This window comes from Bdellovibrio sp. BIS2 (genome assembly GCF_055398295.1).
Genome location: NZ_AP035879.1, coordinates 2967753 through 2990187 on the forward strand (window position 1 = coordinate 2967753; position 22435 = coordinate 2990187).

Annotated in this window: 19 protein-coding genes; 2 read left to right on the forward strand and 17 right to left on the reverse strand. The window is 51.9% G+C overall.

Annotated elements, in window-relative coordinates; all coding sequences use genetic code 11:
• Positions 1-293 precede the first annotated feature (293 nt).
• From ACZ520_RS14245 to ACZ520_RS14305, 13 genes are all read right to left on the reverse strand, one after another.
• Positions 294-1307 (reverse strand): hypothetical protein, encoded by a 1014-nt coding sequence (locus tag ACZ520_RS14245; RefSeq protein WP_374030982.1) that lies wholly within the window; start codon positions 1305-1307, stop codon positions 294-296.
• Positions 1308-1479: 172 nt separating this feature from the next.
• Positions 1480-2481 carry a phosphoribosylformylglycinamidine cyclo-ligase gene (gene purM, locus ACZ520_RS14250; RefSeq protein ID WP_464126189.1) on the reverse strand — a complete coding sequence of 334 codons (1002 nt, stop codon included), beginning with the start codon at positions 2479-2481 and terminating at the stop codon, positions 1480-1482.
• Positions 2482-2492: 11 nt separating this feature from the next.
• Entirely contained in the window at positions 2493-4016 is a 1524-nt protein-coding gene (gene purH, locus ACZ520_RS14255; protein WP_464126191.1) for a bifunctional phosphoribosylaminoimidazolecarboxamide formyltransferase/IMP cyclohydrolase, read from the reverse strand.
• On the reverse strand, positions 4013-4759 hold the full coding sequence (locus ACZ520_RS14260; protein WP_464126193.1) for a phosphoribosylformylglycinamidine synthase subunit PurQ: 747 nt from the start codon (positions 4757-4759) through the stop codon (positions 4013-4015). Before ACZ520_RS14260 ends, purH begins: the two co-directional genes overlap by 4 nt.
• Positions 4743-7772 (reverse strand): phosphoribosylformylglycinamidine synthase subunit PurL, encoded by a 3030-nt coding sequence (locus ACZ520_RS14265; protein WP_464126195.1) that lies wholly within the window; start codon positions 7770-7772, stop codon positions 4743-4745. Before ACZ520_RS14265 ends, ACZ520_RS14260 begins: the two co-directional genes overlap by 17 nt.
• 2 nt (positions 7773-7774) lie before the next feature.
• A complete protein-coding gene (purN, locus tag ACZ520_RS14270) occupies positions 7775-8386 on the reverse strand; it encodes a phosphoribosylglycinamide formyltransferase (protein WP_464126197.1) in 612 nt (203 codons plus the stop codon).
• Positions 8383-9621, reverse strand: a complete 1239-nt coding sequence (gene purD / locus ACZ520_RS14275) for a phosphoribosylamine--glycine ligase (RefSeq protein ID WP_464126199.1) — start codon at positions 9619-9621, stop codon at positions 8383-8385. Before purD ends, purN begins: the two co-directional genes overlap by 4 nt.
• Complete coding sequence (locus ACZ520_RS14280; protein ID WP_464126201.1) at positions 9618-10652, reverse strand: phosphoribosylaminoimidazolesuccinocarboxamide synthase; 1035 nt, start codon at positions 10650-10652, stop codon at positions 9618-9620. Before ACZ520_RS14280 ends, purD begins: the two co-directional genes overlap by 4 nt.
• On the reverse strand, positions 10649-11362 hold the full coding sequence (locus ACZ520_RS14285; protein WP_464126203.1) for an AIR carboxylase family protein: 714 nt from the start codon (positions 11360-11362) through the stop codon (positions 10649-10651). Before ACZ520_RS14285 ends, ACZ520_RS14280 begins: the two co-directional genes overlap by 4 nt.
• On the reverse strand, positions 11359-12798 hold the full coding sequence (gene purF / locus ACZ520_RS14290) for an amidophosphoribosyltransferase (RefSeq protein WP_464126205.1): 1440 nt from the start codon (positions 12796-12798) through the stop codon (positions 11359-11361). Before purF ends, ACZ520_RS14285 begins: the two co-directional genes overlap by 4 nt.
• 307 nt (positions 12799-13105) lie before the next feature.
• Positions 13106-14566: a hypothetical protein gene (locus tag ACZ520_RS14295; protein ID WP_464126207.1), complete on the reverse strand. Its 1461-nt coding sequence runs from the start codon at positions 14564-14566 to the stop codon at positions 13106-13108.
• A 3-nt stretch (positions 14567-14569) separates the two neighbouring features.
• Positions 14570-14932 carry a hypothetical protein gene (locus tag ACZ520_RS14300; protein WP_416480118.1) on the reverse strand — a complete coding sequence of 121 codons (363 nt, stop codon included), beginning with the start codon at positions 14930-14932 and terminating at the stop codon, positions 14570-14572.
• A 50-nt stretch (positions 14933-14982) separates the two neighbouring features.
• Positions 14983-15663: a L,D-transpeptidase gene (locus ACZ520_RS14305; protein WP_374030993.1), complete on the reverse strand. Its 681-nt coding sequence runs from the start codon at positions 15661-15663 to the stop codon at positions 14983-14985.
• A gap of 185 nt (positions 15664-15848) precedes the next feature.
• On the opposite strand from ACZ520_RS14305, the gene ACZ520_RS14310 reads away from it, so the two are divergent.
• Positions 15849-16238, forward strand: coding sequence for an Lcl C-terminal domain-containing protein (locus ACZ520_RS14310; protein WP_374030994.1), 390 nt, complete (start codon positions 15849-15851; stop codon positions 16236-16238).
• Positions 16239-16343: 105 nt separating this feature from the next.
• On the forward strand, positions 16344-18095 hold the full coding sequence (locus ACZ520_RS14315; RefSeq protein ID WP_464126210.1) for a SpoIIE family protein phosphatase: 1752 nt from the start codon (positions 16344-16346) through the stop codon (positions 18093-18095).
• Here ACZ520_RS14315 and ACZ520_RS14320 read toward each other — a convergent pair.
• Genes ACZ520_RS14320 through ACZ520_RS14335 form a run of 4 tightly spaced genes read right to left on the reverse strand, consistent with a single transcriptional unit; the run spans position 18092 to position 22285 of the window.
• Positions 18092-19828 carry a FliG C-terminal domain-containing protein gene (locus ACZ520_RS14320; RefSeq protein WP_417868336.1) on the reverse strand — a complete coding sequence of 579 codons (1737 nt, stop codon included), beginning with the start codon at positions 19826-19828 and terminating at the stop codon, positions 18092-18094. The two genes, ACZ520_RS14315 and ACZ520_RS14320, sit on opposite strands and share 4 nt — an antisense overlap.
• A complete protein-coding gene (locus tag ACZ520_RS14325; protein WP_416480115.1) occupies positions 19825-20802 on the reverse strand; it encodes a hypothetical protein in 978 nt (325 codons plus the stop codon). Before ACZ520_RS14325 ends, ACZ520_RS14320 begins: the two co-directional genes overlap by 4 nt.
• A complete protein-coding gene (locus ACZ520_RS14330; RefSeq protein ID WP_374031000.1) occupies positions 20802-21386 on the reverse strand; it encodes a hypothetical protein in 585 nt (194 codons plus the stop codon). The genes ACZ520_RS14325 and ACZ520_RS14330 overlap by 1 nt, the downstream gene beginning before the upstream one ends.
• Positions 21386-22285, reverse strand: coding sequence for a tetratricopeptide repeat protein (locus ACZ520_RS14335; RefSeq protein ID WP_374031001.1), 900 nt, complete (start codon positions 22283-22285; stop codon positions 21386-21388). Before ACZ520_RS14335 ends, ACZ520_RS14330 begins: the two co-directional genes overlap by 1 nt.
• Between the last annotated feature and the right edge of the window lie 150 nt (positions 22286-22435).

A 22435-nucleotide genomic window follows, 5' to 3' on the forward strand; every position in this document is an offset into this window, starting at 1 on the left:
ACCACAACCCCAAAACGCAAAAAGCCAACCAAGGTATGACCCAGGCTGGCTCCCAAACAAAAAAAAGGCCCCGCAGGGGAGCCTTTTTCAAACTTAAAAAAAAAATTCCAAAAACGAACTGCCTCAAAGCCCACTCCCCGTTCCCCGCCCCAAAAACCGGGAACCAAGGTTGGTCAAAAGGGGGCAGATGCAAGGCGGAGGCGACCGCCCGCAACGCAGGCGTGCTCCAAGCACGTCGGAGTGAGGACGGGCACCGACAACGCAGTCAGATGCCCCCTTTTCACCGACCGGAACTAGAACAAGTTCAGGTTGGCAGACAATGCTACGTTTGTACGGTCTGCGCGGATGTCTTTTGGAGTGAACTGTACGTTTGGATACAGGTAGATATCACGAGTGATAGAGATACCGGTACCAACAGACTGATATGGTTCCAACTGGAAGTTGTCAGCATAACCTTCGTAACGTGCAAACTGGAAGTAACCGAACACAGTTCTGAAGGAATAACGGTCGTTGAAAGTGTACTGAAGGAACGGGAACAAACCGAAGCTCATGTCAGAACGTTTGTACTTACCCGCTTTAGCTGCCGCAATCATGTTGGCGTCATCAAGATCACCAGTGTAGAAGCTCTTACCCAAAGTCAGGCTTGTACCGCCATTCCATTTGGATTGACCGAAGTTCGCAAGAACTGTCTGGCTGAAGCTTGCCGCACCAAAGGTTTTGGTCAGGTTGATAGAGTCACTGTCAGTTGCGTGGCTGTACTGCAGGCTGGAGATCATCTGAGTGTCGAACGCGCGGTAACCACGGCTCCAGCTCAGGTATGGAGTGGAAACTTCGTAACGAGACAAAGTGCCTTTACGGCCTTTACGAGTGTCTTCAGCAGGCTTCACGATATCACCGTGAAGAGGATCCACCACAGTCACGCCCGTACCGAAGCTGATATTGTCACGCTCGCCCAAACGATAGTTGACACCAACATCACCAGACAAAGTTGTCATGGCTTCGATAGTTGCGGATGCACGGTAGTTAGGACGAACACCACTTAGAGGCTCTTCAACAGAACCGCCAGAGTAAGCCAGGCTGGATTTGAAAGACCATTTGGACTTGGAACCCAACTGCGCTCTCATGCGGGCGTCAGTGATTTCACTGTCGATGTCCTTTTCTTTTTCGTCGGCCTTTTTTAGGTCTTCCATTTTCACAGTGCTGGAATTTGTATTCACAGACGTGGTGGAAGTTTGCGCGAAACCAGAAACAGGGGCCATCAACAACCCTGTTGCCGCCAATACCAAGTAAGCATTCTTATTCATCATTTTAAACTCCGTTTGTAATGAACAGGCGACTGGTATAGCCCACTCCCAGAATGTGAGTCCATATTAAAAAAAGGATATGAAAGAAAGGGCCCGGTGATCAGGATTTAGACAGGGACCTTTAAAGCTAAAAAGGCCGTCTCTGCCAATATAGGCGTGGCAGAGACGGCAAGCCCTAGTGACGCGCGGGGGCGATTTGACCAGTGCCTTTTTGTACGGAGCCTAAGCGCCAGTGCTTCTCGCCTTGAGAGATCAACCATGTTTGCACGGAATCAGCCTGCTCCTTCTTGATCAGCAGAACCAATCCGACCCCCATGTTGAAGGTGCGATACAACTCTTCACCAGAAAGACCCGCACGCGGAATGATCTTGCCAAAGACCGAAGCCATTTCATTCAAGGCCGGCCAGCCGGAAATATCGTAATCAAACTTTTCACTCATGCGCGGAATATTGTGAATGCCCCCGCCCGTGATATGGGAGGCCCCCACCATCGCCAGAGGAAACTGGCGGCGCAGCTCATTGACCAATTTCACGTAAATGCGGGTCGGAGTCAGAAGCTCCTGCATCAGTTCGGTTTCATCCTGGTTCACCAGCTTTCTCAACAGAGAATATCCATTGGAATGAAATCCTGACGACGCAATCCCGATCAACACGTCCCCTTCGTTCATGTCTTTTTCATCGTAGAGATCCGCCGGGGTCATTTCACCCACACTGAAACCCGCGAGGTCATATTCATTCCCCTGGTACACGCCGGGCATTTCGGCCGTTTCGCCGCCAATCAGCGCCATCCCGGACTGACGGCAGCCGTCAACCATTCCGGCGATCAGCTCTTCACTGACCTGGGTGTCGAGCTTTCCAAAGGCCATGTAATCCAAAAAGAACAACGGCTTTGCTCCGACACACAACAGATCATTCACACACATCGCGACCAGATCAATTCCGATGCCGTGGTGTTTGTTCAGGGCCTGGGCCAGTTTCAATTTTGTGCCCACACCGTCCGTGCAGGAGGCCAGGTACTTTTCTTCAGTCAGCTTGTAAACAGCAGCAAAGCCCCCGATGCCCTGAAGAACCTGGTCGTTGAAAGTGGTCGGCACCAGATTTTTGATTCTTTCCACGAAGGCATCGGCCTTGGTGATGTCAACTCCTGCATTTTTATAATCCAAACTCACAGTCGTCATGGCATGTTCTCCTAGTGTAAAAAGTGGCGGCGGCCGGTAAAGATCATGGAAACCCCCAGGCGATCGGCTTCGGCGATCACTTCCGGGTCCTTCACGGATCCTCCCGGTTGGATGATGGTTTTAACTCCCAACTTTGCCGATACCTGAACCGAATCAGCAAACGGGAAGAACGCGTCGGACGCCAGGACCACTTCGGAAAGATCGGTGATGCCTTTGTCAGCAAGACGCGAGCTGATCAGTTTTTCAATGCAGTCGATGCGGTTGGTCTGACCGGAGCCCATGGTCAGCAGCTCGAACTCTGGTCCGTCCTGCCGGCAAAGCGCGATGGCGTTGCTTTTCAGGTTCTTCACCGCCAGCATCGCAAAAGCCGCCAGACGCTGCTGGTCCGGGCTGACTTGTTTTTGCGTGACGGTTTTCATCTGGCTTAAATCAAAAGCATCTGAGTCCTGCAGCAGCAGCCCTCCTTCGATGGAGCGCACCTGCATGGATGGATTGGGCTTTAATGCAATTTCCATCACGCGGCAGTTCTTTTTCAGTTTTTCGCGGGCGCCGTCGGTGAAGGATGGCGCCAGAATCACCTCGACAAATTTTTCGGCAAAAAAGTTTGCGATGTCCTCTGTCACTGGAACATTCAGGGCAATGATGCCGCCGAAAGAGCTTTTCTCGTCCCCTTTCCAGGCTTTTTCCAAAGCTCGCTGCGGAGTTTCGGCCACGGCCATACCGCAGGGCGTGTTATGTTTCACAACCACGGCGACGGGCAAAGCTTTGCTCCCCTGCCAGGAATGCACATCCTGCAAAGTCTTCAGGGCAAAGTCGGCATCCAGATAATTGTTGTAGGACATCTCTTTGCCCTGCAGGGATTTGGCGTGGGCCAGACCGTCAGCAAATGGATCTTTCAGCACCACGGCCTTTTGATGCGGGTTTTCCCCGTATCTTAGAGCGGCCCCGGATTTTTGCGTCAAGAAACCGGCAATGGCCATGTCATAAAAGGCCGTCATGGTGTAAACGGCAGCGGCACATTTTTGACGGAACTCCCAAGTGGTTGCGCCTTTGTTGCTGTTGAATTCTTTTAAGAAGTCCCCGTACTGGGAGGGCTCGCACAACACCGTGACGGAGTGGAAGTTTTTGGCCCCTGCACGCAGCAACGTCGGCCCCCCGATGTCGATGTTTTCAATGCACTCCTCAAACCCCGCCTGCTTTTGCAGGGTCGCGTGGAAGGGATAAAGATTCACCACCACCAGATCAATGGGTTCAATCCCCAGCTCGGCGGCCTGGTGCACATCATTTTCATCCTGACGGCGAAACAGCAGGCTTGAGGCAATTTCAAAGCTGATGGTTTTCATCCGGCCGTTGAAGGCTTCGCCTTTGCCGCTCAAAGTTTCCACCGCGGTGACTTTCAATCCGGCCTCAGTCAAAGCCTTGGCGGTGCCGCCGCTGGCAATCAGCTCGACATTTTGGGCGGCCAGATTTTTGGCAAGCTCCAGCAAACCGGTTTTATCAGACACGCTCAACAGAGCTCGGCGGATTGGATTCATAGGTTCACTCCCATTTCCTGATTCAAATAATTCACTGCACTTTTGAAAAATTCCAGACCCCATGCTTCGCCTTCATAGGGAAGATGCCAGTCATGCACCGCCGCCTCGGGATGAGGCATCAGGGCAAAAACCAAACCCGATGGATCACAGACACCGGCAATCTGCGCCTGCGCGCCATTGACGTCTTCGGTATAACGAAGCACGGCCTGATTCTGGGTCAGCAGTCGCTGCAGAAGGCTTTCATCCCGGCAGACAAATCTGCCTTCCCCGTGACGAATCGGCAGAGCAAATCTGGCGGGAAGATTCCGGGTCCAGACGCAAGGGGATTTTTCGTTTCTTTCCACTTCGATCCAGCGGTCCACAAAATGCCCTTGCTCGTTTTTCACCAGCGCACAACTGCGCTGAAAGTCAGCGTCCGGCAACAGCCCCAGCTTGACGAGTGTCTGAAAGCCATTGCAGATGCCCAACACCGGGCGGGTTTTCACAAACTGCTGCAATTCATTTTTTAGATTCATTTCAAGCTTCAGGGCCAGCACCTGCCCGCTGCCCAGATGATCGCCGAAAGAAAAACCACCGGGAATCACCAGGGCCTGATATTCATTCAAGAGCCCTGGGTTTGCCAGCAGGTCATTGACGTGGACTTTGTCCGCTTCACCGCCGGCCAAAGAAACGGCCCTGGCTGTTTCATTTTCACAGTTGATTCCGTCACCCCACAAAACCAGAAACTTAGGCTTGATAGACATTCAAAACTCCTTCAGACCAGATTTTTTGCAGTTCGGACAAGGCGGTGTTTTGTGTGATTCCCTGATGCTGCCAGCTCATCACAGGATTTTCCTGAACTTCCCCCAGCAGTCTTTGCTGACTGGTGAACAGTTCTTCAAACTGGGACTTGTCAGCAGGCTTCACACTGACCACAAACAAAGAACCCGTTTCAGACCACAGTTGATTCCAGCTCAGTGAATCCAGATTCAACTTCATTCCCAGATTGTTGCCAAAGCCGCTTTCCGCCAAGGCCGTCATCAGACCGCCATCAGAAATATCGTGGCAAGACTGCAAAAGAGACTTCTGATGAGCCGCAAAGATGCGCAAGTAAAGATTCTTGTTCCGTTTTAAATCCGGATACTCAGGAGCTGATTCCTGCACGGTGAATTCCTGGGAAAGAACCGAAGCGTAAAGACTGTTCGTCGGTGTGCCCAATAAATAAATCAGATCCCCGGCCTTCTGGAAGAATCCCGGTGCTGTTTTCGTCGCATCCGGGACCTGTGCCATGGCCGTCACCAGCAAGGTTGGCGGCACAGATATCTTCACAGTTTCGCCACCTTTGGTTTTTCCGATGAAATCATTTTTCATACTGTCTTTGCCGCTGACAAACGGAGCCCGGTAAGCCAGAGCCGCATCGTAAAGCCCGGCACAGGCCCGCACCAACTGCGCCATCTTATGGGCCGCATCGGGGTTGGTGTTTTTGGGGGTCGGATCCGGCCAGCAGAAATTATCGACCAAGGCCATCTTCGCCGGGTCCGCCCCGGTCGCGACCAGATTGCGCACGGATTCGTCGACCGCTTTTTGCGCCATCAGATAAGTGTCATACCAGGAAAACTGCGGGCACAGTCCGTTTGAAACTGCCACCGCGTTGTTGGTGTCCCCGCCGTGCACAGACAGATCCAGAACACCGGCATCGTTGGCTCCGGACTGGGTCTTGCCACTATAAGGTTTCACGCGTGTGGCCCCTTGCACTTCGTGGTCATAGTAACGAACTAAAGGTTCGCGCGAAGCCACGTTGGGATTTGCCAGAACTTTTTTAAGGGCTGCAGCAAGATCATTGCCATTCAGTGGAGCCTTACCTTCGGCGCGGAAGTATTCCTGATATTGTTTTGGTCCGTCGAAGTGGGCTTTCAGCTTCATTCGGCTTAAACCTTCATGCAGGAATTCAAGGCTGATCTTTGCCAGAGGTTCTTTGCCATGAAAGATGTCAAAGGATCCGGAATCGGTGAATTCACCCAGAACAAAAGCCTCAACACCCATGTGACGAGCCAGATTCATAAACTCCAGCAGGTGATTCGGGCTGACGGCATAAGACATACGCTCTTGAGATTCACTGACCAGCATTTCCCAGTATTCAAGGCCCGAGTACTTCACTGGATGCAGACCCAAATCCATGCGCGCCCCGCCCGAATACTGCGCCATTTCCCCGATCGAGGAACTGACACCCCCAGCCCCGTTGTCCGTGATGGCTTGAATCCAGCCGTTGTCGCGAGCTTTCAAGGTGAAATCCAAAAGACGCTTTTGCGTGATGCTGTCACCGATTTGCACAACATTCGAGGCCACGTTGTCATGCAACGCCAAAGAACTGAAGGTCGCACCGTGCACGCCATCTTTTCCAAGGCGCCCGCCAGCCACCACAATCAGATCACCCGCGCGAATTTCTTTGGATTCGCTGCCGCGGCCGTGAACGGTCTTGGGCATCACGCCAACAGAGCCGACAAAGATCAAAGGCTTCGCGGCAAATTCACTGGCAAAACAGAAAGCACCATTGATGGTCGGAATACCGCTTTGATTGCCACCCTCTTCGACCCCCTGATGGACGCCGCGGAAGATCACACCGGGATCTTTGAGCAGCTCGGGTCTTTGCGGGGAATCTGCTTTCGGAAACAGGTTCGGGGTGGAAAGACAGAAGACATCTGTGTTGGCGACAGGTTTCGCACCCAGGCCGCAGCCCAGGATATCGCGGTTCACACCTAAGATGCCCGTCAAAGCGCCGCCGAAAGGATCCAGCGCCGACGGGCTGTTGTGCGTTTCGACTTTAACGCACACATTTAATTTTGAATCAAAATCGACAATACCGGCGTTGTCTTTAAAGACAGACACCAGATAACCGCAGTCATCCAGATCGCGGGTGGCTTTTTGAATATAGCTTTTGTAAAGACTGGAGATTTTCTTTTCCCCCAGGGCCGGGAAGTCGCCAGAGCTTTCTGTATAGTCCACGTCAGCGGCAAAGATCTTGTGCTTGCAGTGTTCACTCCAGGTTTGAGCCAGACATTCAAGTTCCACTTCTGTAATCTTGCCATGCCAGCCGTAGGAAGCACGCTCGGCAGCCACTTCCGGGGAACTAAAATGAGTCAGAATGGTTTGAATCTCTTCATCACTTAAAGCAAGGCCGCGTTCGTTGTTGATGCGTTGAAGGGTTTCAACGTCCAAATTCAAAAGCTGCAACTGGGGCATGTGCTCGGAGGCCTTCCAGAAATGAGGATAAGCGGCCCAGGTGTTTTGTTTTTTCAGGGATGCGCCCGTCTGAATTTCAAGCCTGTTTAAAAGTGGATTGGCCAGATTCTGGAACAGAACCTTTTCAATTTGCTCTTTGGAAATATCCCCACTGATTTCCATTTCCCATCCGCTGTGAACTTCCAGAGGGAACTCTTGCCAGGAAGAATTATGTTGCGCAGAAAACAGCATCAAAGCCTCGGTCGCGGTGCGAGCCATGTTGTCGGTGACTCCGGCCAGGAAACGGACTTCGACATAGGTTTTGTCGTCCTGATAGTCCATGAAACCGGTTTGCCGGGATTCTGAGATCGGATCAAAGAAGACCTTGTCCATCGCTGTCTGCAGAGGGAATTCGCGTGCGGCGCCGGATTTCTTTTCAAGCAGCCAGTACACGCGGCGCAGGTGCAGTTCGGTCACTGGGGCTTCCAGCGACAACGCCGATTTAAGAGCTTTTTCGGTGCTGTGATCATAGAGGCTGCGCACAGATATTCTTTGCATCTTTAAGTCTCCTCAAATGGGCTTGTGGGGATCTGCCCCAAAGCCATAAGTTCCAGAAATTGAGTGTAAGTTTGATGTTCCAGTTTATGAAAACGCACAGACCAGTCGGCCAGGCTTTCACCGGCTTCCAAGGTCAATCGCGATTGCATCAGGTGCGGGCCTGTGTCCATACCCTCGTCCACCAGATGCAGTGTCACGCCACTTTCATTTACGCGGTCTTCATAGGCGCGGCGGATGGAATCAACACCTGGATAGGCCGGCAGCAGCGACGGATGAATGTTCACCACTTGTGAACTCCCTCGATGCCAGGCACTGAAGATCTGCAAAAACTCAGGACTTAACAGGCGCATGTAACCGGCCAGCAAGACCCAGTCGATGCGGTATTCACGCAGCAGGTTTAACACGCGCTGCTCGTGTTCGCGGCGGTCGCTTTGTTTGGCCACTACAAAATGGCGCACAGAAAGATTTTGAGCCTTTTCCAAAACACCCGCCCCGGCTTTGTCAGAAAGGACAAAGGTGACTTCGACAGAATTCAGGGACTGCGCCTTTTTCATCAGGGCTTCGGCATTGGAGCCGGTTCCAGAGGCCAAGATCGCAATCCTGATTTTATTCATAGCCCGATATCCTGTCGCAGATACATGCCGTCAAAATTCACAGCCTGCATTTCATGATAGACCTTCTGACGAGCCTCTTCGCGGGTGGACCCCATGGCAGTTATGCCCAAAACACGGCCACCGACATTGACCAGTTGATCATTGATGCGGCTGACGCCGGCAAAGTACAAATGACGATCCGGAGCGGAAAGGACCTTGGCCGTGATGGGATTTCCCAGTTTCATCGGCGATCCCGGATAGCCTTCGCTGGTTGCGACAACGTGAACGGAAGATTCGGAAGCCAGTTCACATGCCTGATCTTTCAATTGATGAGTCACGGCCTTCATGATCAGATCCGCAAGGTCCGTTTTCAGGCGAGGCAAAAGGGCCTGGGTTTCCGGATCCCCCATGCGCACGTTGTATTCCAGAACGTAAATGCCTTCCGTTGTTTTCATCAAGCCCGCAAACAAAAAGCCCTGATACGGCAGGCGTTTGTCCCGCAAGCTCTTCAGAGTTTTGGCAAAAATACTGCGAATCTCCGCCTCATCCGCCTCGTTCACAAAGTCACAGGGGCTGTAGGCCCCCATGCCGCCGGTGTTGGCGCTGAAAGGATCCGACGACACACGCTTGTAGTCACAAGCCGTGCCCAGAATCACAAAGTCCTCGCCATCGCACAACGCAAAGGCGGAAAGTTCTTTTCCGATCAGACATTCTTCCAACAACAATGGAAAACCAAAATGACGTCCCAGTGTGCGCACAGCTTCTTCAGCCATATCCCAGGTGTTGCAAACCCACACGCCCTTGCCTTGAGCCAGGCCATCGGCCTTCACCACCAGGGGCTTTGTAAAGTCATGCTTTCCAACGGCCAGCAGGGCCTGGTCTTCCGAGTAAGCCACCTGACAAGCGGCGGTTTTCACGCCCGCGTCCTTCAGCACCCCTTTGCAGAAAAGTTTGGAGGATTCCAACTGCGCCACTTCCATAGAAGGCGCAAAGCATGCAATACCACGCTTTTGCAGACGCAGCTTTAAGTCCGACAGAATCAAAGCCTCCGGGCCAACCACCACCAGCGACACTCCGTTTTCGAGGCAGAACTTTTCAATGGCTTCCGGGCTTTCGCAGTTCACGCAAGACAGACCCGCCTGCTGCATTCCGGGATTTCCCGGCGCCACCCACAAGTCTGTGACCAAGAGGGAGCTTTTCAGTTTTTGCGCCAAAGCGTGCTCGCGCCCGCCCTTTCCGACAACAACCAGTTTCATGTTTTTTTCTCCAGCAAAGACAAAGCCTTTTGGTGCCAGAATTTCAAGTTGATGTGTTCGTCAAAAGGACGTGGTTTGTTAAGGACAGTGGCGATCTCGTTAGCCAAAGCCAGATACAGCCAGGAGCTGACTTGAATCTGTTCACCTGTTAACGGGGACGGTTTTTGCCCCAGTTCATTTTCACAGATCGACTTCCAGTCCTGGGTCTTTCTTTCTTTTGCAAAGTCTTTGGCTTTTTTAACCGCTTCGCTCCATTCAGATCCGGTGTAGATCTGACGCAGGAATTCTTTCGACAACGGCAGACCTTCATAAGTCAGACGCAATTCGTCCGGCCCGATGGAATCGACCAGAACCAGTCCCCGCTGACCGTTGTTTTCATCTGTGAATGCAAATTCAAACTTTCCATCCCACAGTTTTACACCGAAGCTGGCAAAAAGTTTTTCCAGTTCGGCTGCCACTTCCTGGGTGCTCTTGCGCAGGGCTGCGTACTCGGCATCGTTCACCACATTCATGGCCGCCACATCCGCTTTGGACAGGTAGCGATCGGTGGTTTCAAGTTTTGTCGACACCTCCACCAGGGCCGGCATAAAGCTGTCAGCAGAAGTGGGCACTTGAGTCAGCTCCAGATCCGCTAGATAGGCGGGATTCTTTTTCAGACGGCCTTCTAAAGAATTCCCCTGCCCCAGGTGGCGGCGGAAGATCACCTCCAGCGGCACCAGACACTGGGTCGGACGACACGCATACATGGAATAGTCATAGGCATCATCTTTCCATTCCGGACGCAAAACCTTTACCGGTTGCACTTCAATGGAGGTGCGGGACCGAGCGGACAGATAGTGGGAAGAAAAACCTTTGGACGACAGATGATCAAAGAACATTGAAGCCATCGCCGCCAAGGCTTCGCCTTTTTGCGGAATTTCATCCGGCATTTCACCCCAGTCAAAAATGGAATAGCGATTGCTGTATTCAAAAACGATTTTGTCGTTGTTTTGATAAAGATCCTTTACGGAACCGCGATAGATCAGATTCATCGGCCTGCTCCCAAAACTTTCAGTTTATTCCATTGATTCACGAAATTGGTCACGTTGTTGGCCCCCACCCAGAATCCGCCGTGGCGGGCTTTAGCATAGAAGTCCAACGCAAGATTAGAGCTTGCCAGTTGTTCCTTTTCACACAGGAACAAATTCAAGCCTTGGGTGCGTGGCAACTCCCACGGGCTGACGATCTCCCCCAGGCAGTTTTCGGCCTGAGCCGTCGTCCATTCAACCGACAATCCGGTTTGTGTCTGAATTTCATCCAGGGCTTTTTGAATCGGTGAATAGCTTTCAAGGCTGCGGTTCCAGTGCAGACACAGACGGTCTTGAGGGACCTTCGCCAGACGCACGAGGAAGTCCCCGATGGTGTTGGCATTTTCTTCAGTCACTGCGGCCACCGGAATCCCGCGCGGCATTTGCACAATGGATAAAAAGGCATCAAGCCCGGCAAAAGCCCCGTTCACGGCCACTCCGAAGACTGGCTTGTCTGTTAAAGACGCCACAACACCCGGAAGGTGAGCGGCCAAACCTGCGCCTGCCACAAAAGCATCAGCCCCACAGGCTTTTACAACCTCGTGGACCCGGGCGGGATCACGGTGGGCCGAAGCCACTTCCATTTTTACCTCACCGCATTTTTCAAGGGAACGGCACAACGGACCGTACACACGCTCATCATTCGCACTGCCAAAAAGAACCTGAATTTTCATAGTTCACCACCTAAATTGATGTTCCGGGTCTTCAAAAAGTTTTCAGTTGAGACCGGAACAGGATAATCACCATCAAGACAAGCGCTGCAAAGATTCTTAAGGCCCAGGCCCTCTTGCAGCCGATTCAGAGGCAGGAAGACCAGGCCGTCGACCTCCAAAATCTTTTCCACTTCAGCTTCACTGCGTTTGTGCGCCACCAGCGATTCCCCGTCCGGGAAATCAATGCCGTAAAAACAAGGGTGGCGAATCGGAGGACAGGTGCTGGCCAGATAGACCTTTTCCGCCCCCGCATCACGAAGCAGGCGAATGATCCGCGCGGAAGTGGTCCCGCGCACAATGCTGTCATCCACCAGCAGGATTTTTTTACCTTTGATCTCGCTTTGCACCGGGGAAAGCTTCAGATTCACCATCATCTTGCGGACTTCGGGTTCGTTGACGATAAAGCTTCTTTGCACATAGCGGTTTTTGATCAGAACTTCGCGATAAGGTTTTTCCAGCACTTCCGCCAGACGGCAGGCCGCCGCCCGCGAGGTGTCTGGCACCGGAGCCACCACATCTATATCCAGGCCCTTTTTGCGGCACTCTTCCGCCAGGATCTCCCCCAGCTTCAGGCGCACTTCATAGACCGGACGGCCGTGCCATTCGGTTTCAGAGCCCGCAAAATAGATCCATTCAAACATGCACGGACGCGGTTTCTTTTCACTCAAAACGAAGGAACGCAGATTGCGGTCCTTGTCGACAAAGACCAGTTCCCCGGGCCGCAGATCCCGCCAGTATTCATATCCCAGTCCAAAGAAAACCTGTTTTTCAGAGGCAAAGCAGTAATTGTATTTGTCGCCCTTTTTCCGTCGACCGATCAGCAAAGGCCGAATGCCATTCATGTCGCTGAAGGCAAACATACCCTGCTCGGCCAGCATTCCGATAGAGCTGTAAGCACCCTGCACGGTTTGCAGAAGCTCTTTCACGGCTTCGGCCAGACTGGAAGGCAGATCCGGGTTGTCCTTGCGTGAAGACAGACCGACGGCCACCATGTGCATCAAAATCTCCAGATCGTTGCGCGAAAAGGTCCATCGCAGTTTTCGGTTGCGCAGATAATCCACGATTTCATCATAGTTCGTGACGTTGCCGTTATGGATCATGCCGATGCCATAGGGATAACTTAAAAAGATCGGTTGCAGGTCCTCTTTATCGACGCTGCCGATAGTGGAATAACGTGTGTGCCCCAGAGCCATGGTGCCCTTCAGGCGCTTGCGGCGTTCGGTGGTGAAGACGTCTTCCACCAAGCCCAGATCCTTTTCCAGATGAAACTGAGAACGTTCAAAGTCATAGCTCAGAATGCCTGCGGCATCCTGCCCACGGTGCTGAAGAGCGAAGAGCGCCGGATACAATTTTTCGCCAGCCTGATCTTCACCAATGAGTCCTACAACGCCACACATGGAATGACCCCTTTAAAAAACAAAAACGGCGTCACTGGGACGCCGTTTTCTTTAATATTGATATTTGATTTTTTTTGCTGGCAGTTCGGGTGTAAAGACACACGGAGGGTGTTCGAACGGGATTTCTCTCCCGAAGAGGGTCCCTTCGATGGGGGCCTAGGTGGCGAAGAATGTCTCAAAAACACGGCAAGTGTCATGGGTCTCTCTTTACGCTGATTGGGTGGAATGCAACCAACGCTAGCGACCATGACAGAGTTCCGTCAAGACCCCTGACAGAATCCTGACAATTCAACACATCTTGCCAAAATCAGGGCTTACACTCTTGGGCGTCGTTGTGACCGCTTTCACAGCCGAGAGCTTTCTGAATCTCGGGCTTGGCATAATAGATTCGGTTGATACGACGATTTGCATCCGGGTGACTGGAGTGACCATCAGAATGCTTCATATCCTCCATATAGGCGCGGATTTCCTCCAACTGAGGGCAGGCCTCCACAAACTGATCCATCCTGCTGTCCACCGCCTGTTGCACGTTTTCACATGCCATCCCATAGAACATGGTCTGCGAAGCAAACGCGAACTCACGTGCTTTGGCAGAATCCTGGATGCCCGAAATTTTTGAAGTCAAAGCCTGCGCGGAAATCCAGTCAGAAAAAGCTTCCTGAATATGACCGGTGCCGGTGATCTCACTGCAGTATTTGTAGCGCTCGTAATTCTTTTCAATGTTCTGACGGGAATCTTCAAAGCGGGCATCGGTGGCGTCAGTGGCTTTGGCCTCGCCGGTTTCCTCGTCGATTTCACCGCCGACTTCCGCTTTCAAGCCATCTTCGAATTCGTTGATTTCACGAAGCAAAGCATCCTTGGTCGGAATACTGACTTCAATAGACTGCGGAGACTGCAGACAGCTAATCACGTTTTTAAACGGGTTCTGCGCCATTCTGACGGCGGGATTCACTGTGGGCTGATTGGGCTTTACCACCAGACTCATAAAGTCCGGCAGTTTCGCCCCTTCCTTGCCGAAATCCATTTCCATCGCACAGGGATCGATACCATGGCCGAATTCATGGGCCAAAGTTGCAAACAAAGAAGCTTCCGGCAGGTTCATCATCTGCGGGCACACCGTGATCGTGTTGGTCTCCGAAGAATAATAAGCATTCGGAGACTCACACCCATCAGCCACCAGATCCATGTATTGGCCGTCAGTTTTGGCTTCACGATATTTTATGGCCTTCACGCGCGCGATCATATTGTCGATCTGCTTTGCATTGGCCGACGTCTTCTGCGCCTCCAGGGATTTGACAACATGGCTGCGGGCGTCCTCTACCACCTTGAGAGTGCGGGCTGTTTCTTTTTTCAGACGTTCTTTATTGCGCTGAAGCTGCTCTTTACCGCCCGCCGCTTTCTCGTCCATAAACTGGTTGGCATAAACAAATGGATCCTGCACCGCCGTTTGCGGGAATGTGCCCTTCGCACAATGTTCAGCAAAACTCAGATTGCCGATCATCGCCATATTGGGAACCTTGCGACCGTCGCTGTCCTGATAAAGGTAAAAATCCTGGGCTTTTCCGGCCAGCTTTCCACAATAGCCTTCAAAAGTGCATGACGGAGACTGAGGCGTCTCACAGGCGCCACTGCGGTCGGCAGAGACCTTCAGGGTCTCGCGCATTTTCGTGATCTTATCGATCGTCTCACGCATGGCAGGACTGACAGCTTCCTGTGCCTGAAGAGATGAAGTGACAAGAACGATCGCAACGAACCCCATGAACTTCATAAACTATTTCCCTTGCGCGTGAGTGCGGATGTCTTCGATATGCTGAACAAAGCGGCCATACTCGGCGCCTTCGGCACACCCTTCTTTGCGGGTTTCTTTTTTGGAGATTTTATTAATATAGATATAAGTGCCGGCATGGCAGCGCGCTTTGCCTGCGGAGGCCGGGCCTCTTTCAACCTGCTTCCAGGCTGCGGCGACTTTGGGTGGAAGAGATTTTCCCAATATCTTGCCATCAAACGTGTAAACACCCTTGTCCTTTTTCAGGATATCAATCTTGCGGATGCCCATTTTATTGGTGCGATCCAGAATGACCTCGTTGGCAAGACAGGAAGCGGAAATAAAGAAAACGAGCAGGAAATATCTCATTGTTTCAGTTTATTAGGTAAGCCTTCCGTTTGCACCCGACGATAGTCCATTTAATATCCCTCAACAACGATCAGTGTGCGGTACTTCACCGCGCGAATCACATTGCCCCGCCAGTCGCGGGCCACAGTTCCGTTGGATCGAATAACGGGAACCAGACCTTTCCCTTCCTGCACGATCCGCTCGTAGATGTACTTTGCATTATCGCGATGCAGGCGGACACATCCACCGGAAGCACGGCGGCCCAGTTGCGAATTGTGTGCGGAATTTGCGGCATGCAAGGCAACCCCGCCGTTAAAGAAGACACTGAATTCCATATTGGTTTGCCAAGTTTGTGAGTAGTGATTGCGCACAATTGAGTAAGGATAGAACCATCCCGGGGGGGTCGTCGTGAAGTATTGCCGCCCGCTTTTAGAGGTTTCCCACTGCTCCCTCCCCGTCGAAATCTTCCAGGTGTGAGTGTGCACTCCGTTTTGAATCACACGCATCGTCTGCGCCTCATAACCATAGGCATTTTTGTTGGCGATCAGAACTATCGGAAATTCCCGGGTCACGTTCAGGGACTCGATAGAATCAAAATCCCGCAGACTTAAAGCTTCGGTGTTCACTTCCGTACGTGGAAAGCCCGCTTCAGCAGCGATTTCATCCGGTGTCATCAAATCATCCAGAGCCTGCATTTCAGCCACTGCATTCACAGACAGACACAACACAAATGAAAGAATGATGGATTTCATGGGAAACCTCCCCGTTTTTTCACTTATGTTACCCCAGAACCGGGCGGAAATTACCCCGGGGATACGGAGCTTTCTGACACAGGACTTTCAATCGTCAATCCTGTCTTTGTGGGTTGAAAGTTCCTGCGAAAGAAAATTCCCTTTAAAGGAATTTGCGTTCAACGTAGATAGCAGTGGAGGTCCCCATGAAAAATACCCTTTTCATCGCGTCCTGTGCTCTGTTGACTGTGCTGCTCTTCGTGCTGGGTGCGAAGGCTGAGCTCTCTATGGCCTCCCCTGAAACCACGGATCCCATGACCATTGCTCAAGGGATGAATTACTGCCGGACACTGATTTCAGTCTGTGATCTGAAAGCGGATGGCAGCACCTGTGGTGGAGACCAATATGCAGGATGGTGGCTGCCCACGGCCGAAGAACTCAGTCATTTCGTCGGTCTTTCGACCTCGCAGAACTACAACTGGTCCCGCACCCCGTTCACGCAGGAACTCGACACCTATATCATCATGAGTCTTCTGGATGGTTCCTGGGGATATGGCGGCTATGGCAATGCCGCCGTCGTTCGCTGTGTTCGGTAGTCTGATTCAACGGAACTGTTTGCCAGCGCAAAGCCCGCCCAAGGTCCAGTCCGCCCTCTGCTGTCTCGTTAACTTGGAGGGAACATCCGCCGATAAATAGAAGCCATGTCCATCAAGATTAAGTTTCTGGTTATTACATCTTTGTTGCTGCTTCTGTCTTCAGCCACGATCTTTTGGATCAATCGCAACTCTTTTCTGGATGATAAAAGATCCTATCTCTATTCCTCCGCCATGGAGCGAATCCAGGATGCGACAGAAGTGATCAATGAAGGCTCCAACAAAGTGATGGAACGACTGCAGACCGCGCTGCTGTTTTTCGATGGCGCCGTTTTCAGTCAACAGATCAAAACAGCCGCTCAGCAACAGGGCTGGGGAAATATTCAGATCTATCGCACAGTCGAAGGCAACGCCACGTTCCTGGATGCTTTGCTGGAATCACCCAGTCTGCCGCCGGCGCAACTGCAATATCTGCAAAAGATGCCTGAAGGCAAAGTGCAAACCGACGTCAATCTGGACAAGCCTGAAAACATGATCGTCTACTATCGCAAAGGGGATCTGCTGATTTATGGTCAGTTGACATTCGACGGGCTGAAAGACGCCAATCAAAAAAAGACCCTGGGTTTCTGGCATCCGCAAAAGAAACAATGGAAAGTTCCTTTGGGACTTGCCAACGCCTCTGAAATTCACGCGCCCATCACCGCGCAATTGACCGGCCAGGGCAGCAGTGTTCGTGAGCTTCGCCTTGACGGCAATGACTACCTGATTTCCTACACCTGGGTTCCCCAGTTGCAGGCTTATATGTTCCAGGCCTTCGACAAAGGCCAGATCTATTCCGTCTTACAGCAGACGATGAACAAGACCCTGATGGCATCGGCGCTGATCATCCTGCTGGGCCTGATCGCCACTTTCTTCAGCGTGGATTCCCTGACACAAAGTATTTCTGTTCTGGCTGGCGGCATGTCCCTGTTCGCATCAACCGGTCAATCCAAACCCATTCAACTAAAATCCAATGACGAAGTGGGCCGTATGGCCAAGGTCTTTAACTCCATGCTTGAAAAAATTCAGGGGCTGTTGCGACAAACAGAGGAAAAAGCCCGCATGGAAGCCGAACTTGAAACCGCGAAGGAAGTTCAGACTGTTCTGTTGCCAAAACCCAAAGTCGATACGGATCATTTTACCCTGAAGGGATTTTATCAGCCGGCTTCAGAGTGCGGCGGAGATCTTTGGTTCCATTTTAATGACGACAAACGACTGTTCGTATTTATTGGCGATGCGACCGGGCACGGAGTTCCCGCCGCCCTGATCACGGCCGCAGCCCGTTCGGTTCTGTCGTTGTCGATGGCGGAAAACATGTGGGACCCTTCGAAAGTTCTGAGCATGATGAATCAGGTTTTATGTGACCTGGCCAAGGGTGAAAAAATGATGACGGCCTTTGCCGCACTTTACGACCGGGAAGCCGGGACCCTGACCTATTCCAACGCCAGTCATGACTTCCCGCTGATCAGCCCGCTTCCGCCAGAAGGCAAAAAAATCAAAAAGAATGATCTGATGTTCCTGACCGAGGCCAATTCCAAACGACTGGGTGAAAGCCGTGAATCGCGATTCCAGACAGCGACGGTCCCACTGCCTGCGGGCGCGGTGTTCTTTGCCTACACAGACGGTCTGATTGATGCCGTGAACGGAATCGGAACCGCGTATGGTGAGCGCACGGTGATTAAAACCGCCGTGGACTGCACGAATCGCGGCTCTTCAAGAAGCCTTCACGATATCATGCAGAAACAGATTGTAGAGCATATTGAAAACCAGGAACAGCCCGACGACATCACATTCCTCGGGCTGTATATAAAAACGGCTTAAACAGAACGAACGGCACGGACGGTGCCGTCCACCAGATCACCGACTCTTAAAGAGCGGCTGTACATCACTTTTTCAACCTGCTGACAGATCTCGCGGCGCACTTCCGCTGTTTTCTTTCTTTGCGGGATTGCGACCATGTCCGTCAGGTCCCGTTCAACGATCATCGCTTTTCTTTCAGGCAGGGTCGCAAGGATGCGGTTGTAGAACGCCGTATGGGTTTTGAACAAAGCCGCATACAAGGAGTCGACTTCGTAACTGTTCAGCACCTCGGACAGAATATCGGAAGGAACCAGTTTCAAATCATCGAAGGTCAGGATCACGCGACGCAAACGCTCCAGTTCTTCCGGATTGTCATTGGCAAACAATGCCAGCAGATCCATCTCTTCTTCCGGGGACATACCGCGGATGACCTTCGCCAGAACGGACGCCCCCTCGATTCTTGGCTCCGGACGCATGCGCATCTCGGTCAGTTTTTGATTGAAGGACGAAATCACCGCCTGCACCACATTGTGCGGCAGCTTTTCCACGCGGGAAATCTCGGCCAGAACCTTCACTCGTTTTTCAGCATCCAAAGAACCAACAATCCCTGCCGTCACTTCCGCCGGGGAATGCAGGCAAAGCACCGCGATGTTCGCCGGTGTTTCTTTGTCCAGGATCTGCTGACGTTCTTCTTCGCGCATTTTCAGCACGAACGAGAACGGATTTTCCTCATCGGACGACATCTCGTGCTCAACATAGGCCGCCAAAATCGCTTTATAAACATTACGAACCGCAGTTTCGGTTTCAGATTTCGTAGAGCTTCCTTCGCGCTCCTTCACCGCTTTCCCCAGACGGGCCCAAGCCATCGCGGGAACATCGGTGAACACCCGTTTGGAAGTGTCCCAGCCCAGGAATTCCATCAGCAAAGATGCATCGCCCGCCGACTCATTCAAAGTGAACTCGGTCACCGCACGCGACGCCAGTTGCGGATATTGAGCCGCAATCGCCAGAATGTGCTGTTTCACTGCATCCATATTGAACTCCGGCTCCACCACAGCGGCAGTACCCGGCTCTGAAGTTGCTGCTGCCACAACGTCTTGCGGATTTTCTTCCGTTTCCTGATCTTTTTCCGTGTGTTTATAGTCGTGATTTTCTTTGAGTTCTTTGCGCGGCTCCTGCGCACGACCCCGTCTCCACGCCCAGAACATCAAACCCGACAAAGCAAGCAGGGACATGATCACAATCAGCGTCCACATTTTCCAGGTCAATTCAGGCAGAATATCCGGTTTTGGCTCGGCCTTGGGCGGATCCGCCGGCAGTTCAATACGCTTCACCGTGACAGAGTCACCCGACGTGGCATCCAGGTGCAACTTGGACGTCAAAAGCTCTTTGATGATCTTTTCAGTCTCGGGATTTACATTGCGGGACAAGACCACTGAGATGTCGGTTTTGGACTTCATTTCGTGAAGTTTGTTGGTGGCCTTACCCAGTGTCGGGGCATCGCCCATCAATGGCATTCCCGGCAGATACTGAACATCCATTTCATCATGGAACTCTTTCAGCTTCTTTTCATCCCGGTCCATTTCAATGGCCACAACCAGAGTGTAGTCCGTCGGACGCAAAATCGTGTTCAAAACACTGCGTGCACGGGCTTCGTACACCGTTTCAAGAGATCCGATCTCTTCAATGTACTGGGCGAAGGACACCTGTGAAAGCATCAGTGAAAGAAGAAGTGCAGAAAAACGTTTCATCATTTGATCCCTTTATCTTTCGCGAGAATGGCACCTGCCAGCATTTTCAGGTGCGGATACTGAGACTGCTTTTCGATTCTTTGAATATCTGCCGTGAATTCACTCACCACATTCAGCTCCTGAACGGCCACAAGAAAGCTGTCCTCCCAGACTTCATCCTTGCTTTTGGCTGCCTCTGCCAGATGCTTTTTCAGGTCGCCCTGAATCAGCGAATGATTCAGAACCAGTTGTTTGTACACAAACGGCTTCATCGCCGCCGGATAGTTCGCATAGTTTTTATAAACGCGGTTCAGAAGCTCTTTGCGGGCCTCCCCGTCGCGCACGCGGGCCAGCATCTGCAGCCCTTCGTTCACTTCCGTTTTGGAAAGCAGCATTTTCGTCAGCAAGGCACGGCCTTCACCGCTTAAAGGTTCTGTCTGAATCAGCACGTCAGCCACGATTTCGCGGCGAAAAGCATCACGGCTGCCTTTGTGAAAACCTTCCAGCGCCTTCAGCTCTTGAGCCGATGGCGTACCCAGGCGAAGCAGCGTTTTGGCAGCAAAACTGTGGGTCTGAGCCACGTCGCCCACAACACCCTTGCCATCTTCCGTCAGAAACTTCACGATCTTGGACTGCAACGCCTGCAGATCCTTTTTTTCCTCCGGCTTCCACTGGATGCTGGAGACATCCAGCACATAAATACTGGCCTGGAAGAACTCTTTATTTTCTTTCATGGTGCGCTCAGGTCCAAAGGACGACATCAGCGCGCCGAAGTCATGGTTTTTCCATGCCCGTCCGGTTTTCGAGGACAGGTGGGTGTTCACGGTCATGGAATGGGATTTTTTAAGTTCATCCCAGGTGCCCTGCCCGGAGCGGATCCCCGCCTGACGGGCCTGGGGCTTTTTGCTTTGCAGATAACCCGCATAGCCCAATGCCGCGCCAACAACCAGCACAGCCCCCACAATCACACGTTTTTTGTTAGTGTTTTTATCAGACATCAGTCAAACCCCACAAAACGAAGACCCGCAAAAAGAGTCATAAAACTGTATTTGACGTTCTCATCCTCGGAAGACGGTGCAGTCAGACTGGAGCCCATGGACACCTGCCCGATCAGCAGCAGATCAGACATCACCGGAATTTCAACCCCACCCCGGACGGTCAAATCTATCAGGGACGCATTGAAGTCATCCACCGCCAGATTGCTCAAACCAAGGTTTGCGGCAATAAACGGCGTTGGACGCCAGACTTTTGCTTCGGAAGAACTGTCCACCACCACACGCATGCCGTTGACACCAAACATATAGTACCGTCCGCCCAGGGCGATACGCGTGAACGGAAGCTGTTTGCCCCCGCCGCCAGCCATCTCCATAAAGGACAAAGTCAGAGCCGTGTTCAACGCAGGATTATTGATGGAATAATTCACTTCCATCGTGGTGGATGATTCGATGGATTTATCGACGCCAGCACTGGGGAACTGATACTTCAACGAAGTCATGCCCATGCTGACATCCCAATCAGATGTCAGAGCAGCATGAGCCGGAACGTACAAGAAAAGAAAGATCAGTGCCCCAAGAAACTTCATCAGCGGATCCTGTTTTCGTTACGCTTTTCAATTTCCACATTAGAGGCCGGATAGCGCATTTCAGCCCCGGTTTTTGGCAGGGGCGCCATTCCCAGACGCTGATAGACGTCGGACAGATACTGATAAGCCACTTTATTGTACGGGTCGATTTTCAGGCAGCGTTCCCAGGCGATTTTTGCTCCTTCAAAGTCCTTTTGCAGGTACTTGACGGAGCCTTTCAGCAGCCAAGCATTATTGGAGTACTCATCCAACTGCAAAGCCTTGTCGATTTCAACCAGGGCTTTGTCATACTGCCCTTTCACGATCAACTGCTGACCCTGAAAAACAAAACCCACCACGCGATCGGTGCGATCACGCTCTGCTGTCGGCATGCCGCCGGAAAGACGCGGAGAAAACAACGCATCCTTGTAGAATGAAGATGTGTTTTCCAGAAGCGCCACACGAAGTTTAAGCTCCTGCATTTCCGCGAGCAGCTCTTCCATTCGTTTGTCTTCAGGTTTTTTGTCCTTGTCTTCAGGCTTTGGCTTTTGTGGATCGTTCTTTTTCTGATCCTCATTCTGAGCCAGCTCTTCCGCCTTCTTTTCCTCGTCGGACAAAGGATCCATGCGCGTCGCCACCGCAAGACTTTCACCTTCGTTGACTTTAACCATGACCTCTTTGGTGCGATAGTTCTGCTTTTCAAATATCAGGAAGAACACATCACCGAGCTTTGATTCCTCTTTCACCTGAAGAGGCGCGATACCCAGAAGTTTCTTCTCCTGGCTCTGCACATCCTTGATGTAAACTTTGGCACCGTTGGGATAGGACTTGATTGAATACTTTCCTGCGCACGCAGAAAGCAACACTGGCACCAGAGTTAAAGACAACAATCCAAGTTGCCTTGTAGTTAAGATTTTCATTACCACCATCCATCCTAGATTCGGGGTCTGTTGACTTCTTACATTTTCAAGGTAAGCTCGTAAATTAACAACTTTATGAAGAGCTTACTAACCTTAGTCCTATTCCTAACTGTTCCCCATCTTGCGAATGCGGAATTCCAAGCGCCGGTT

What these genes read in the sequence shown, in the direction of transcription:
- purM (WP_464126189.1), bottom strand. Translation starts at nt 2,481, where the DNA reads ATGACGACTGTGAGTTTGGATTATAAAAATGCAGGAGTTGACATCACC.
- purD (WP_464126199.1), bottom strand. Translation starts at nt 9,621, where the DNA reads ATGAAACTGGTTGTTGTCGGAAAGGGCGGGCGCGAGCACGCTTTGGCG.
- ACZ520_RS14285 (WP_464126203.1), bottom strand. Translation starts at nt 11,362, where the DNA reads ATGAAAATTCAGGTTCTTTTTGGCAGTGCGAATGATGAGCGTGTGTAC.
- ACZ520_RS14280 (WP_464126201.1), bottom strand. Translation starts at nt 10,652, where the DNA reads ATGAATCTGATCTATCGCGGTTCCGTAAAGGATCTTTATCAAAACAAC.
- ACZ520_RS14305 (WP_374030993.1), bottom strand. Translation starts at nt 15,663, where the DNA reads ATGAAATCCATCATTCTTTCATTTGTGTTGTGTCTGTCTGTGAATGCA.
- ACZ520_RS14265 (WP_464126195.1), bottom strand. Translation starts at nt 7,772, where the DNA reads ATGCAAAGAATATCTGTGCGCAGCCTCTATGATCACAGCACCGAAAAA.
- ACZ520_RS14315 (WP_464126210.1), top strand. Translation starts at nt 16,344, where the DNA reads ATGTCCATCAAGATTAAGTTTCTGGTTATTACATCTTTGTTGCTGCTT.
- ACZ520_RS14310 (WP_374030994.1), top strand. Translation starts at nt 15,849, where the DNA reads ATGAAAAATACCCTTTTCATCGCGTCCTGTGCTCTGTTGACTGTGCTG.
- ACZ520_RS14260 (WP_464126193.1), bottom strand. Translation starts at nt 4,759, where the DNA reads ATGTCTATCAAGCCTAAGTTTCTGGTTTTGTGGGGTGACGGAATCAAC.
- ACZ520_RS14245 (WP_374030982.1), bottom strand. Translation starts at nt 1,307, where the DNA reads ATGATGAATAAGAATGCTTACTTGGTATTGGCGGCAACAGGGTTGTTG.
- ACZ520_RS14300 (WP_416480118.1), bottom strand. Translation starts at nt 14,932, where the DNA reads ATGAGATATTTCCTGCTCGTTTTCTTTATTTCCGCTTCCTGTCTTGCC.
- purH (WP_464126191.1), bottom strand. Translation starts at nt 4,016, where the DNA reads ATGAATCCAATCCGCCGAGCTCTGTTGAGCGTGTCTGATAAAACCGGT.
- ACZ520_RS14325 (WP_416480115.1), bottom strand. Translation starts at nt 20,802, where the DNA reads ATGTCTGATAAAAACACTAACAAAAAACGTGTGATTGTGGGGGCTGTG.
- ACZ520_RS14330 (WP_374031000.1), bottom strand. Translation starts at nt 21,386, where the DNA reads ATGAAGTTTCTTGGGGCACTGATCTTTCTTTTCTTGTACGTTCCGGCT.
- purF (WP_464126205.1), bottom strand. Translation starts at nt 12,798, where the DNA reads ATGTGTGGCGTTGTAGGACTCATTGGTGAAGATCAGGCTGGCGAAAAA.
- ACZ520_RS14320 (WP_417868336.1), bottom strand. Translation starts at nt 19,828, where the DNA reads ATGATGAAACGTTTTTCTGCACTTCTTCTTTCACTGATGCTTTCACAG.
- ACZ520_RS14295 (WP_464126207.1), bottom strand. Translation starts at nt 14,566, where the DNA reads ATGAAGTTCATGGGGTTCGTTGCGATCGTTCTTGTCACTTCATCTCTT.
- ACZ520_RS14335 (WP_374031001.1), bottom strand. Translation starts at nt 22,285, where the DNA reads ATGAAAATCTTAACTACAAGGCAACTTGGATTGTTGTCTTTAACTCTG.
- purN (WP_464126197.1), bottom strand. Translation starts at nt 8,386, where the DNA reads ATGAATAAAATCAGGATTGCGATCTTGGCCTCTGGAACCGGCTCCAAT.